Annotated in this window: 11 protein-coding genes; 6 read left to right on the top strand and 5 right to left on the bottom strand. The window is 66.3% G+C overall.

Annotation, left to right across the window (positions count from 1 at the left end; translation table 11 throughout):
- From VFQ05_16215 to VFQ05_16205, 3 genes are all read left to right on the top strand, one after another.
- Positions 1–785 (top strand): hypothetical protein (locus tag VFQ05_16215; GenBank protein ID HET9328313.1); only part of this gene is annotated, 785 nt, incomplete at its 5' end.
- Complete coding sequence (locus VFQ05_16210; GenBank protein HET9328312.1) at positions 785–2275, top strand: recombinase family protein; 1491 nt, start codon at positions 785–787, stop codon at positions 2273–2275. The genes VFQ05_16215 and VFQ05_16210, both read left to right, overlap by 1 nt.
- A complete protein-coding gene (locus tag VFQ05_16205) occupies positions 2272–3540 on the top strand; it encodes an RNA polymerase sigma factor (protein ID HET9328311.1) in 1269 nt (422 codons plus the stop codon). The genes VFQ05_16210 and VFQ05_16205 overlap by 4 nt, the downstream gene beginning before the upstream one ends.
- 53 nt (positions 3541–3593) lie before the next feature.
- On the opposite strand, the gene VFQ05_16200 is transcribed toward VFQ05_16205, so the two are convergent.
- Positions 3594–4241, bottom strand: coding sequence for a hypothetical protein (locus VFQ05_16200; GenBank protein HET9328310.1), 648 nt, complete (start codon positions 4239–4241; stop codon positions 3594–3596).
- Positions 4242–4517: 276 nt separating this feature from the next.
- On the opposite strand from VFQ05_16200, the gene VFQ05_16195 reads away from it, so the two are divergent.
- From VFQ05_16195 to VFQ05_16185, 3 genes are all read left to right on the top strand, one after another.
- Positions 4518–5549, top strand: a complete 1032-nt coding sequence (locus VFQ05_16195) for a hypothetical protein (protein HET9328309.1) — start codon at positions 4518–4520, stop codon at positions 5547–5549.
- A 190-nt stretch (positions 5550–5739) separates the two neighbouring features.
- Complete coding sequence (locus tag VFQ05_16190; GenBank protein ID HET9328308.1) at positions 5740–7581, top strand: AarF/ABC1/UbiB kinase family protein; 1842 nt, start codon at positions 5740–5742, stop codon at positions 7579–7581.
- A 64-nt stretch (positions 7582–7645) separates the two neighbouring features.
- A complete protein-coding gene (locus tag VFQ05_16185; GenBank protein ID HET9328307.1) occupies positions 7646–8077 on the top strand; it encodes a hypothetical protein in 432 nt (143 codons plus the stop codon).
- A 3-nt stretch (positions 8078–8080) separates the two neighbouring features.
- Here VFQ05_16185 and VFQ05_16180 read toward each other — a convergent pair whose 3' ends face one another.
- The 4 genes from VFQ05_16180 to VFQ05_16165 form a co-directional block, all read right to left on the bottom strand.
- On the bottom strand, positions 8081–10375 hold the full coding sequence (locus tag VFQ05_16180) for a DUF5916 domain-containing protein (GenBank protein ID HET9328306.1): 2295 nt from the start codon (positions 10373–10375) through the stop codon (positions 8081–8083).
- A 208-nt stretch (positions 10376–10583) separates the two neighbouring features.
- Positions 10584–12065: a M48 family metallopeptidase gene (locus tag VFQ05_16175; GenBank protein HET9328305.1), complete on the bottom strand. Its 1482-nt coding sequence runs from the start codon at positions 12063–12065 to the stop codon at positions 10584–10586.
- The gene (locus VFQ05_16170) at positions 12062–12664 is read right to left on the bottom strand and encodes an OmpA family protein (protein HET9328304.1); all 603 of its coding nucleotides are present in this window, start codon (positions 12662–12664) and stop codon (positions 12062–12064) included. The genes VFQ05_16175 and VFQ05_16170 overlap by 4 nt, the downstream gene beginning before the upstream one ends.
- A 97-nt stretch (positions 12665–12761) precedes the next feature.
- Positions 12762–13214: a DoxX family protein gene (locus VFQ05_16165; GenBank protein HET9328303.1), complete on the bottom strand. Its 453-nt coding sequence runs from the start codon at positions 13212–13214 to the stop codon at positions 12762–12764.
- Positions 13215–13317 lie beyond the last annotated feature (103 nt).

Raw genomic sequence — 13317 nt, 5'->3', positions numbered from 1 at the left:
GAGAGCTGCGACTAGCCGCGGATCACGATCCTCAACTACAGCAGTTCCGAGAGGCTCACCGCGCTCAGAACGGCATATATGTCGAGCGACTCGGACGGGGCACCGATGCGGCGACCGGCCCGTGGCTTGAGATCCGCCTATCTGCCGCACCGGAGGTTCAGGACCTATTGCGCGATCTCCCCGCGGTGGTGCGGCTTCGATCTTTCCCTCTAGCCATTGAGGTGCCGGACGAGCGCCCCTGGGGTCGCGCCAAGCCGAAGACCTTCACAGAAAACTTCCTGTGGTGGATGCGCCGTGCGGCGCTCGGCTACGGATGGAGCGAGGAGGAGGCTTTCATGTACCTGATTGAGAACCGGATCCCCGAGCCGTCGCCGATCGTGGTGCGCACGCTGCAGACGGGGGCCTCCAGGACGATCGCGGTGCTCGCGCAGGCGCACGCCTCGCCCACCTCTGTGGCTCTTGAGTTCGCGAAGGCAAAGGCGATGGCCGCTGGCCGGGATAGAGGCAGAGGCAGAAGTCCAGACCCGCGCACTCTTGCCTGGGGCGAGCACGTAGAACGAGAGACCGCCGCCAACAAGAGCAAGAGGCCACCGTGGCTGGAGCTGATGGAAGGTTTTGAGGTGCTTCGCCCAGGCCAGGGTTATGGCAGCGTGCCAGAAGCTGCGACCGCGTACACCCGCTACAAGCAGATCAAGGTTCAAGACACACCGACCGCGGCCCCCCGCCAGCGCGTCAAGAAGCAGCGGGGTCACAGAACACCACGCACTTCAAGGAGACCACGATGATGAGAGTCGGCGTCTACGCGCGCGTCTCAAGCGAAGAACAGGCCGAGCGTGGGAGCATTCGGACACAGGTGGACGAGCTGCGCCGCTGGTGTGCTGCAGAGGCGATCGTGGGTGCGGTGGAGTTTCTCGACGACGGTATTAGCGGCACGGTTCCGTTCGAGGAACGGCCGGGCGGCGCCGCGCTCCTGCAAGCGGCGCGCGAGAAGAAGATCGACACGGTGGTGGTGTTCAAACTCGACAGAATCGGGCGCCGCACAACCGTGACTCTGCGCGCGGTTGAAGTCCTCGAGGCTCTCGGTGTCACGATCAAAGCCGCCTCCGAGCCGTTCGACACCAGCACGCCGGCGGGGCGCTTCAGTGTCGCCGTGATGGCCGGTGCCGCCGCGCTGGAAAAGGAGAACATCGTCGAGCGCACCAGCGCCGGCTTACGCAGGCGCATGCGGGAAACGGCCTGGTCGGGAGGCACGCCACCCTACGGGTACCGCGTGGAAAGCGGGCGGCTCGTGGTGGACGCAGATGAAGCCGAGACGGTTAGCACGATCTTCAGCATGGTCGCCGCCGGCACCTCCTCACTTGCTGTCGCGGCGCACTTGGACGCACGCGGGGTTGCGACTCCTAGCGGTCAACCCAAATGGAGCCATGCCACCGTGCGGAGGGTGACCAGGAACGAGGCTTACAAAGGCGCCCGGCGGTACGAGCCGAAGGGGCGGGCCGGCGAAGTGATCGAGGCGGCATGTCCGGCGATCGTGACCGTCGGCCTCTGGGAGGCGGCGCAGCGCGGGCGCGCGCGGAACTTCAAGGAAGCGAAACGGAACCGCCGTCGCGAGTACCTGCTCAGCGGGCTGATGCGTTGCCGGGCTTGCAGCCGCGCTTACAGCGGCACGGCAACGAGTGCCGGCACTCGCTGCTACGTATGCGGCGGGGCGCGCACGGGGTGCCGCGCCAAGCGCGTGTACGCGGACGAGGCCGAGCAGGCGATCTGGACCGACATCGAGTGCTTCTTGAGAAACCCCGGGGACGCGCTCGCGGAACTGGCACGCCGGCAGGCGACCGGGACCGGCGCGGCTTTCACGGCGGCTCGCATCAAGAACGCCAAGGCCAAACTCGCGCGCAAAGGTGCGGAGCGCGAGCGGGTGATCACGCTCCACCGGCGTGGCACGATCACCCAGGCCGAGGTGGATGCGCAGCTCGCCGCACTGCGGCAAGAACAGGACGCCCTGACCGTGCAGATCGCGGCGCTCGAGGACGCCGCGGGAGCAGCTCGCCATGCTGAAGAACGTCTGCAGGGCGCCGCCTCTCTCCTGACCGAACTCAACCGCCGACTCGACGCCGGGCCGCTCGACTTCGACACCAGGAGGAAGATCGTTGAGGCGCTCGTGCCAGGGATTGAGGTGACGACGACCGGTGCTGGTAGGGCGCGGGACGTTGTCGTGGATGCAACCTATTACTTCAGCTTCCCTGACGACGCGGTAGTCGCGCAGTCGCTGTGACGGCGACCGACACCCATCGCGCCATTCACGCGGTCTGGCGCATCGAGTCCGCGCGCATCATCGCATCGCTGGCCCGTATGGTGCGCGATGTGGGTTTGGCCGAAGACCTGGCTCAGGACGCCCTGGTCGCGGCGCTCGAGCGCTGGCCCGCGGCCGGTGTTCCCGACCAGCCGGGCGCATGGCTCATGGCCACGGCGAAGCGGCGCGCGATCGACCTCCTGCGCCGGGACCGCATGCTCGACCGAAAGCACGCCCAGCTCGGCGCGGAGATCGATGCCAAGCCATCCACGCTCGAGGCCGACCTCGACGCCGCGATCGACGACGACATCGGCGACGACATGCTGCGACTCGTCTTCACCTGCTGCCACCCCGTCCTGCCTCCCGAGGCACGGGTGGCGCTCACCCTGCGGATGCTCGGCGGACTCACGACCGACGAGATCGCGCGCGCATTCCTGGTCTCCGAGCCGACCATGGCGCAGCGGATCGTGCGCGCCAAGAAGACGCTGAAGACGGCGAACGTGGCCTTCGAAGTGCCGCGCGGCAAAGATCGCGCGGCACGCCTCGCCTCGGTGCTCGAGGTGATCTACCTGGTTTTCAACGAAGGCTACACCGCCACCGCGGGTGAGGATTGGATGCGCCCGGCCTTGTGCGAGGACGCCCTCCGGCTCGGTCGCATCCTCGCCGAGCTGGCGCCCGAGGAGCCCGAGGTCCACGGTCTGGTGTCGCTCATGGAGATCCAGGCCTCGCGATCCCGCGCACGGACAGGTCCCTCCGGCGAGCCCATCCTGTTGCTCGAGCAGAACCGCGCGCTCTGGGACCCGCTGCTGATTCGCCGCGGACTCGCGGCGCTCGAGCGCGCGGAGCGGGCCGGCGCGCTCGGTCCGTACGGCATCCAGGCCTCGATCGCCGCGTGCCATGCCCGGGCTCGTACCGCGGACGCCACCGATTGGCCGCGCATCGTGTCGCTCTACGAAGCGCTCCTGAGCCTCACCCCCTCACCGATCGTCGCCCTCAACCAGGCCGTCGCCGTATCGATGGCGTCCGGTCCGGCGGCGGGCCTGGCGATCGTGGACGCGGTCGCGGACGAGCCTTCGCTCGGGAGCTACCATCTGCTGCCGAGCGTGCGTGGAGATCTGCTGGCCAAGCTCGGACGCCGGGAGGAAGCTCGCCGGGAGTTCGAGCGCGCGGCTTCGTTGACGCGAAACCTTCGCGAGCGCGTGCTGCTGCTCGGCCGCGCGGCGGCGCTGGCCGATCGCCAGGAATGAGAAAACCCCCGCATCCTTGCGGGGGCTTTCCGTCCATCCGTTCCAGGCGCGGATCAGTAGCGTCTCGCGACGACATCCTCGCGCGCCGTGAAGGTGACCACCGTGCCGGCCTTCAGCTGCATGGTGCGCAGCGCATGACGCGTCGCTCCATAGCCGGCCGCGCCGCCCAGAAGACCGCCAATGATCGTGCCCTTCTTGCCGCCCACCACATGGCCAAGCACACCGCCGACCGCGGCGCCGCCCACGATCGCACCGATCTTCTTGGCGCGGTTCGATCCCGCCACGATGGGCTCGGTCTCGCCGTTGAAACGAAGGCTTGTGCCGTCGAGGTTCACGTTACGGACCGCCAGCGCGAGCTGGGGACGCGTATTGTGGTCCCCCTGCACCGAGTGAACGACCACGCCCGACACTGGAGTTCCTGCCGGGATCGCGACACGACCGCCACTCATCACCGAGCGGTACACGGTTCCGGTCCACCGATCACCCGAGTTGGCATCCTCGGTCGATATCTTTGAATCCAGACGCACGTCGATCGCAGTGCCGGCCGGGACCATCACGCTCGTCCGGTATCCCCAGCGGCTGCGATAGGAATCGCGCCAACGATCGCTGTACTGGGCGCTGCCCACACTCGTCCACACCGAACTCACAATCCCGAGCGTGAGGACCACGAGCGCCAGCCTCGCGAATGTCTTCGTCCTCATAGAATCCTCCTTGTTTGACGACCACCGATGATCAGGGCAGAAGCCGTGCCAGTGAGCTCCGATCGCCCAAGCCTCGGCAACCAGAGCGATTCGATCGTCACAAGGCGTCGTCACGGGTCCCTTTCTTGTCGAATTCGCCGCGATTCTGTAAGCCGTTCCTCCACGCGAGCCGTGAAGTGGCTGTCAATTGAAGCCGCAAAGCGCCGAGGTCTGGCGCTCTTCTTGATTGTTCCTGGAACCACCCCATCGATTTCCATGGGCCGCAAGGAGAGCGCCATGAAGAACAGAATCGCGGTGTGGTGGCAGCAGCATCGGCATCGCCGCGCGCTGTTATCCGTGGGGCTCGCCGTCGCCGTGCTGGCGGCATTGGTGGAGGGTTTCCTCCTCTACCAGCAGCACACCGCCCGGCGAGCCACCGAGGTGCAGCGCGAGAGGCTGCTGACGAAGTTCCTGAAGGGCGACACCGCTCAGGTGGCCGAGGGCAGGGGCGTCGCGATCCGGCTCCAGAACGTTCGCTTCAAGTGGTCCGAGAACGTGTACATCGACACCAACGACATGGCCATTCGCGCCGTGCCGCTCGATGGATCCACCGTCGTGTTCGACGATCTGGAGACGTTCCGCCTGGTGCTGCAGCGATCGGTCGTGCGCATCAATCCCCAGGTGCTGCAGGGAATGTTCAACGAAGCGGTCTTCAACTATCCGGGGTCGAAGATCCGCGACCTGAAGGTTGACTTCGTGGAGAGCGGCGGGGAGCGCCTGATCAAGCTGTCCGGCAAGGTGAACGTGGTCTTCTGGGTCCCGTTCTCCATGTACACCGACCTCTCGGTGGACCGTCGAACGAACACGCTGGTCCTGAACGTCGATCACCTCAAGGTGGTCGGCATCCCCGCGACCAAGCTGCTCAAATGGAAGCCGATGAACCTGGAGAATCTGATCGCGATGCCGCCCAACAAGAGCCTCACCGTCAACAAGAACCAGATCATGATCAAGCCGTTCGGCTTGTTCCCGCCGCCGCGCATCGACGGGAAGATGTCGAAGGTCTCATTGGACGGCGACGTCCTGGAGCTCGAGTTCTCAGGCCCGCCGATCGCCGCGCCGCAGTCGGAAGCGCGGAACTACGTCTTCCTGCGCGGCGGCAACTCCCAGTTCGGTCACTTCCGCATGCTCGACACGGACGTGCTGATTCTGGATCGCGACGAGCGAACGCCATTTGGCTTCTCGCTTCCACGATATGCCGCGTTGATTCCGCAGAGCGACATCGAGGTCCACAACACCAAGGAAGTGCTGGTGACGATGCCCGACTCGTAGCGGAGGCCGGCCGCGCGGCACCGTCTTTGCAGGACCCAGCGTGGCTCGAGCGTGGAAGGAACGGGTTGCGCCTGCGGTTGACCTTGACGCGACCCTCCCTGGGCGCTCGATTCCCGTGGGTCCCGGCATTGGATCGAGGGTTCGCGGTGGCCTCCGGCTCCATTCGAGAAAGGACATTTGTAGAACCTTCATGGTCCTCAACCTGAAGCCCCAGCATATCGACCGCTACAAGCAGATCGGGCGGCTCCTGTTCAAGTACTCCCGCAGCGAAAAGCTGCGTGACGGGCTGGGCGACGCCGACGACACGGTGATCCGGGACTTCGCGTCCTTCAATGGCCCGACCGCCACGGTCCACGAGCTGCCCGGAGATATCCTCATCGAACAGGCCACCAAGGCGACTTCCAAGACCGCCGACGGGGAAAAGGCCCCCGAAACGCCCAAGGACACGGCGACGCTCGCGCGGGAGCTGGTCGACGATCTCGAGGCCATGGGCCCGACCTTCGTCAAGCTCGGGCAGTTTCTGTCGACGCGCGGTGACATTCTTCCCTCCGTCTACCTCGACGCGCTGGCCCGGCTTCAGGACAGCGTCGGACCTTTCTCCTTCGAGGAGGTCAACCAGATCGTCTCCGAGGAGCTCGGGGTGCGCCTGTCCAAGGCCTTCGCGATCTTCGAAGAGGAGCCGATCGCCGCCGCCTCGCTCGGCCAGGTCCACCGCGCCCAACTCCGCGACGGCCGGATCGTGGCCGTCAAGGTGCAGCGTCCCAACATCCGCGAGCGGATGCGCGAGGATCTCGAGGCGCTGACGTCGATCGCGGAGGTGGTCGAGCGGCGCAGCGAGTTCGGCAAGCGCCATGGCGTGGTCGCCATGGTGGACGAGTTCCGCAAGACGCTCATGCGCGAGCTGGACTACAACGTGGAGGCGCGCAATCTCCGGATTCTGGGCGAGAATCTCGCGCATTTCGAGAACATCGTCGTGCCGAGCCCGGTCGAGGACTACGTCACCTCACGGGTGCTCACCATGCAGTACATCACCGGCCGCAAGGTCACGGCACTCGGGCCGCTGGCCCGCATGGAGCTGAACGGGGCGCCGCTCGCGGAGGATCTTTGCCGCGCCTATCTGCACCAGATCCTGGTGGACGGTTTCTTCCACGCCGATCCGCATCCGGGGAACATCTTCCTCACGGACGATGGCCGGCTCGCGTTCCTCGACCTCGGGATGGTGGCGCAGATCTCTCCTGGTATGCAGGAGTCGCTGCTCAAGCTGGTGCTGGCGATCAGCGAAGGCCGGGCCGAAGACGTCTCCGAGCTGGTGATCGGCATGGGCGCTCCGCGCCCTGACGCGGACCCCGAAGGCGTTCGGCGCGAGATCTCCGAAATGGTCCTGGAGTTCCAGGGTCTCAAGATGCGTGAAATCGCGATGGGAAAGACGCTCTTCGAATCCGCCCGCATCGCCGCGGACGGCGGCTATCGCCAGCCTCGCGAGCTGACGCTGCTCGGCAAGACGCTGCTCAACGTGGACGAGGTCGCCCGGCGCCTGGATCCGGACTTCGAGCCCAACGGTGCCATCCGGCGCAACGCGGCCGAGATCATGCGCCATCGCATGATCAAGAGCCTTTCGCCGGGGCGCATGTTCGACAGCCTGCTGGAGCTCAAGGGCCTGGTCGAGAAGCTGCCGCGGCGCCTGAACCAGCTGATCGACACGATCGCCGAGAACAAGCTGAAGATCAACGTCGACGCCATCGACGAGGCGCTGCTCATGGAGGGCGCCCAGAAGGTGGCAAACCGCATCACCATGGGGCTCATGATCTCGGCGATGATCGTGGGCGCCGCGCTGCTGATGCGGATCGAGACTTCGTTCCGCATCCTGGGTTACCCGGGCATCGCGATCCTGTTCTTCCTCCTGGCCGCCATCGGCGCGGTCTTCCTCGGCTTCAACATCCTCTTCGCCGACGTGAAGGCGGAGAAGTCCAAGCTGATGGGCCAGCAACAGCAGAAGAAGCGGACTGCCGAGCCGCCAGCACCGCATCGCTAGCTCTGGAATCGGTCGGCGCCCAAAAACTCTCGCGTCGAAGCGTCTTCGTCTTCATCTCAATGGCGTGCCATCTCACCGCTCGCCGGTTCGGAGCGCCTGGGCCTGGATCTGGGCCTCTCCCGCCACCGCCCTGGGGCTGGTGGTCGCGGCCGTCTGCGTCGCCGGTCGAGGACGGATCCGTCGCCGTGACGGTGTGTTCGAGGTCAGGGACGGCTGGGCGAGGGTCGCGCTCGAGCGCTGGGTGCCAATCCGAGGCGGCGCGGAGGCGCTCACGCTCGGACACGTCATCCTGGGGCGCAGCGAGGAAGCCTTGCGCCGGTTCGCCGCACACGAGCGCGTGCATGTCCGCCAGTACGAGCGGTGGGGGCCGTTCTTCCTCCCCGCCTACGCGTGCGCCAGCCTGTGGGCGTGGACGCTTGGCGGTGATCCCTACCTGGACAACGTCTTCGAGCGCGAGGCCCACGCGCTCACTCGCAGGCCCCGCGACAAAGTCTGACGGCTAGCGCTGGAAAGCGTACGAGATCTTGGCGAAGGACTGCCGCTGACTCGCCTCCAGCTGATCCGTGCTCTGGTCGAACTCGCGATTGTCCCCGTATCCCAGATAGAACACGGTCTGCCAGTTGATCTTGTATGCGAACAAGGCCGAGCCATTGAAGCCCGCGACCTTGGGATCGACGCCGAACGTATAGAGCGATGGATCCCGTTCCGTCTGCACGTATTGCCCGATGAGGCGCACGAACATCCGCGAGCTGAACTGGTAGGCCGCGCGCAGCCGCTCGACCTGGGCGGTGAACAGGCGGCCGGCGCCGAGGACCGGATCGTCCACGTCCAGCCACCGCACGCTCGCGTTCCCGCGCAGCTCGAGATGATCCGTCGGCCGCACGGTGACGCTGCCGATGATCGTCGCTCCGGTGCCTTCGCGCGCATTGTCGAAGTCGATCTCTTCGCCGAAGAAGCTCTCGATCGAGACCGAGTTCAGCACCCGGCCTGGACTCGACTGCACGATGACGTACGGCCGCCAGCGCGAGAACATCTCCGGTCCGACCTTGATGTCGTCGTGATTGATCTCGAAGCGGATGAAGCTGTTGAGCTTGCCGTCCATGCCCGCGCCCGCCGAGTAGCGGCGATACAGCGGGCTGCCTTCGCTGTCCTCGTCATACCAGTTCACGGTGAAGAGACGAATGCGCGAGAAGAAATTGTCCTTCGGCCGCGCGGTGAAGCCCGCTTCGAGGTAGCCTTCGCGATAGCCCACTTGCGGGATGAAGCCCTCGTCGGCCCTGAAATCCGGTCCGATGTCCTGTCCCTGGATGAACCAGTCCCATCTCGGGTCGCTGTGCGACCAGCGGGCCAGCAACGCGTGATCCGTCAACTTGCGGCCATCCCACTCCCCCGCGAGATCGGGGCGGTTGGGCGTGCGGGTGTCGCTCCACAGCGCCTGGCCGGCGAAGTAGTCCGTCGGGCGAGGCCGCCAGTTGAAGTCGGGACCAAAGACCGCGTTGTGACCTCCGTCGAGCGCCACGCCGCTCGAATCGATCGACTCGGATTCGTCGTTCAGGCGCCCGGTGGCGAGGAAGCTGACGAATGACGGCCCGACGTCGCGGCGGAGGCGCACGACGCCGACCGAGGATTCGAAGTCCTGCTCCGCGGCCCCCGATCCTTCCGGACCAGGAAGGATGACGAGACCACCCCCGCGGTCCCGTGCGCCGAGCGCGGTGAAGGCCGTTTGCCCGGAGCGGCCGGTGGTGCGCAAGCCGCCGCTCGGTGACGTGATGCTTCGCGTGTAGACCGCCTGGAATGGCGTCGAGAAGAGATCGATGCCTTCGAGGAAGAACGGTCGCTTCTCCGGGTAGAAGAGCGCGAAGCGCTCGTTGGCGCCAATCTGCGCCACGTCCGCCTCGATCTGGGAAAAGTCCGGGTTGATGGTGCCGTCGATCGCCAGACTGGCGAGCGGGCTCCACTTCACGTCGAGACCGAACTCCGTGTCCGTGTTTCCGTCCCGGAGCGGCGTTCCGAGCCCTGCTTCCGGCTCGTCGAGACGCTGGGCGCTGGCGTAAGGAGCGATGACCAGATGGGACGACGTCGGCAGGTTCTGGAGACCCTCCAGGGGGCTCGAGTTACAGATGAAACAGCTCACGTCCCTGGGAAGCCGCGCGGAGAAGAACTGGTAGTGGCGCTCGCGCGGGTAGTTCCGGTAGAGCAGGATGCGCATCTGAGGCGCCACGGCATTGCTGTAGCGCAGCGACGTGAACGGAATCTTGATCTCGAGATTCCAGCCGGCGTCCGTGATCTTGCCTTCGGACTCCCAGTAGTAGTCCGGCGAGCTGTCCTCGCCCGTGGCGTCGTTGCTCACCGCGTCGTAGAGCAGGCCGTTGGCGTTGGCGAGGAAGAGGATCGCGGTCTTGCCGTCGTTGGCCGCGTCGATGATCACTCCGCCGTAATCGGTCGAACCCGAGAGCTGGTCGTGGTCGCCGAGCGGCGCGCGGATCTTGTGAGGATCGGGATCGTCGAAGCGGAACGCGGCATAGAAGTAGCGCTCGTCATAAGCGAGGTAGCCCACGTTCTTGACCTGCGGCTCGACATTGTCTCCCACGCGGGTCTCGAACCAGGTCGTCACGGGCTCGACGCCTTGCCAGCCCGGATCCGAGAGATCTCCGTCGACCGTGATGGCGGCCGCGGCCGGCTTGATCGTGATCGGAGGGCCCGGCTGTGGGGCGGCAGCCCATGCGACGCAGAGCGGGAGCGTGAGCGAAGCGACCGCCGCCAGGAGGCGCGACGGTAAGCGAGGAACGAGCATGAAGGCCTCGGGGAGAGTGGTCTGGGTTACCGACAACCGTCGTCAGTCGCGGGATGAGACGATTCCGTGGCCTGGAACGACCACTGGGACGTGACGAGCGTCGGGTTTTGCCTCCGGACGCGACCTTTGACCCAACGAGCGTGGCAACGAAGAGCCGCGCCGTGTGAACGGCGCGGCTCAAACATCGCTCCGGCCAGTGACGGCCGGTCTATCCGTGACTCGAGCGCGTGTCCGTCCGCAGGCTGCCCACGATGCGCTGGAACGTCGGCGCGAGCACGGAGTACTCGTCCCGAGGCGCGATCAGCAGCACGTAGACGATGTGACCGTCGGCCAGTTGCTGGGTGACCACGTCGATGCGCTCCTCCTCGCCCGTCCCCGGCGATCGCCCGGCCATCGTGACGACCATCGCCGATCGGCCGGCGATCGACGCGCGGCGCTGCGATCCCCGGATCGGATCGAGGTAGGAATTCGAATTCTGGAGCTGGCGAACCAGGTCCTCGGTCGCCGAAGCCAGCGCTCCGCTCCCATACGTCGGGCTGCTCGGATACGAGGAACCGACCGAGCCGTCGAAGGGCACGTAGTGGTTGATGATCACGCCGTGCGTGATTCGATTCCCGCTCGAACCGCCTCGCGGCACGATCGTGACGCCGTGGTCCCGCGACGATGTGTAGGCCGACCAGTTGTCGGGACGCTGGACCTGGAACAGGCCGCGCGGCTGCTGCACCGTGCGGAAGGTGGACGACGGCCGCTCGATCGAGAGCCCGGCCGTTCCCGCCGGCAATGACGCCGCGCCCGCGGCCTGTCCCTGCGCGAGCTGCGCCATGGTCGGGGCTCTCGGCAGTCGCCGCGACCGTGATTGCACCATCGCCAGATCGCCGATCTGCGCGGTCGACGCAGGCCGTCCGAGAAGGCGCGCCTCCTGCTGGACTCGCGCCTCTCGATTGGACGGAGCGGGATGGTTGCTGAGGAACACGGCGAAGCGGCCCGGGTTCCCTCCAGCTTGACGCGACAGATAGTTGAAGAAGTGCGCCATCTCCATCGGGTCGTAGCCGGCGCGGTCCATGATCTGCGCGCCCACGATGTCGGCCTGCGTTTCCGCCGAGCGCGAGAACTTGAGGAACAGGGTGTTGAGGCCGAATCCCCCGAGCGCGCCGATCACCTGTCCCGTGGACGACGACGAGCGGTCGCCGCCGAGCAGGCCGCCCAGGATGCCAAGGCCGGCCTGGGTCATGTACGCCTTCGATGCCTGGTTCGTGGGGTGGCGCAGCGCGATGTGAGCGATTTCGTGGGCCATGACGCCGGCCAGCTCCCCTTCGCTCCTCACCTGCTCGAGGAGTCCGCGGTGCACGTACACGAAGCCGCCCGGCAGCGCGAAAGCGTTCACCTCCGCCAGGTTGACCACGCGGAATCGGTACGGGTAGCGCGCTCCCGGCGCCTGAGCCGCGAGGCGAGCGCCGAGCGCCTGCACGTAACGGTTGATGGCCGCATCCGACACCGCGGGGATCTGCCGGTCCACCTGCGCCGCGGATTGCCGGCCGATCTCGACGTCCTGCTCCACCGAGAAGATGTTGAATCCCGGCTTGACGACGGTCTGCGCCGTCGCGGTGGAGACCATCATCATCAGCGCTGCGACGCCGCCCACCACGGCGTGAGCGAGCGGGTGCCCCCGCGTGCGAAAGACCGGTCTCATTGTCCACCCGCCTCTCGCTGCGCCCGGGCCTTCAGGGCCTCGCTGGCGTAGATCGCCACCTCCACGCGGCGGTTCTGCTGACGGCCGCTCTCGTAGTCGTTGCTGGATATGGGCTCGTATTCTCCCCGGCCCAGGGTCTCGATGCGGCGATCCACGCCGCGCGAATAGAGGTAGCTCGCCGCCGACTGCGCCCGGCGCTCCGACAGATCCTGGTTGTATGACGCCGTGCCCTTCGCGTCGGTATGGCCGACGATCATGAGATCGGAGTCCGGATAACGTCCGAGGCTGCGGGCCAGCTCGTCGAGATTATGGCGGGCGTCGCCCCGAATCGCGGCCGAGTCGAAGTCGAACAGAAGCCCGGACTCGAACGTCACCTGGATGCCCTCGCCGACGCGCTCGACGCGCGCGCCAGGGATGTTCTGCTGGATCTCCCGCGCCTGCTTGTCCATCTGGTTGCCGATGATGCCGCCGGCCGCGCCGCCGACCACGGCGCCGAGAATGGCGCCACGCGTGGTGGAGCCGGTCTGATTGCCGATGACGCCACCAATCACGGCGCCGGTGCTGGCGCCGATCACCGCGCCTTTCTGCGTCTTGTTCATCGATGCGCATCCGGCGGCGCCGGCGAGTATCGCCGAAGCGACGAGGACTCGAATCACACTGCTCAGTCTCGGTTGCATGGGAAACCTCCTTGGTGCTCTAAGCCACGCGGGACCGTGCTTCGGGCAGCGGGCCCTCGTCGACGTGAGGGTGTCGTCGATAACGATGGAACAACAGCGAGTCGACGCTGAAGCCTCCCGCTCCATGAGCGGAGAAGAACAGGAAGATGAACGAGTAGAGCGCGGCCGCCTCGCCGCGGTTCTGGAGCGGCCAGAAGCCGCGCGGGAAGTGCGACATGAAGTACGCGACCGCCATCTCGCCCGCGAGCAGGAAGGCCACCGGCCGGGTCAGCAAACCGATCGCGATCGCCAGTCCTCCATAGAACTCGAGCATCCCGGCCACCCCCATCAGCGAATTGAGGGGGACCGTCGCGCCGGGAGGACCACCTACCCCTCCGAACCACCCGTAGAGCTTCTGGCCTCCGTGCTGCATGAACAGAACACCGACGACGATCCTGAGCAGGGCGTAGGTGAGCCGCCTGGCTCGCGTCATGGTGCTGCCCTCCTTTCCGGCGCGCCGAGGGCGGCTGAAACCAGCAGAGCGCCCTCGAGGCGCGCTCATCCGCCGGCGTTGAGGCCAATTCAGTGCCAGCGGC

It is taken from the genome of Candidatus Eisenbacteria bacterium, assembly GCA_035712145.1.
Taxonomy (GTDB): domain Bacteria; phylum Eisenbacteria; class RBG-16-71-46; order RBG-16-71-46; family RBG-16-71-46; genus DASTBI01.
The sequence above is the reverse complement of the archived record's forward strand: the minus strand, read 5'-3'. Positions and strand labels throughout refer to the sequence as shown.

Bases quoted from the DNA above. Each gene is read 5' to 3' on its own strand.
- VFQ05_16180 (HET9328306.1), bottom strand. From the start codon at position 10,375: ATGCTCGTTCCTCGCTTACCGTCGCGCCTCCTGGCGGCGGTCGCTTCG.
- VFQ05_16200 (HET9328310.1), bottom strand. From the start codon at position 4,241: ATGAGGACGAAGACATTCGCGAGGCTGGCGCTCGTGGTCCTCACGCTC.
- VFQ05_16195 (HET9328309.1), top strand. From the start codon at position 4,518: ATGAAGAACAGAATCGCGGTGTGGTGGCAGCAGCATCGGCATCGCCGC.
- VFQ05_16175 (HET9328305.1), bottom strand. From the start codon at position 12,065: ATGAGACCGGTCTTTCGCACGCGGGGGCACCCGCTCGCTCACGCCGTG.
- VFQ05_16190 (HET9328308.1), top strand. From the start codon at position 5,740: ATGGTCCTCAACCTGAAGCCCCAGCATATCGACCGCTACAAGCAGATC.
- VFQ05_16210 (HET9328312.1), top strand. From the start codon at position 785: ATGAGAGTCGGCGTCTACGCGCGCGTCTCAAGCGAAGAACAGGCCGAG.
- VFQ05_16170 (HET9328304.1), bottom strand. From the start codon at position 12,664: ATGAACAAGACGCAGAAAGGCGCGGTGATCGGCGCCAGCACCGGCGCC.
- VFQ05_16165 (HET9328303.1), bottom strand. From the start codon at position 13,214: ATGACGCGAGCCAGGCGGCTCACCTACGCCCTGCTCAGGATCGTCGTC.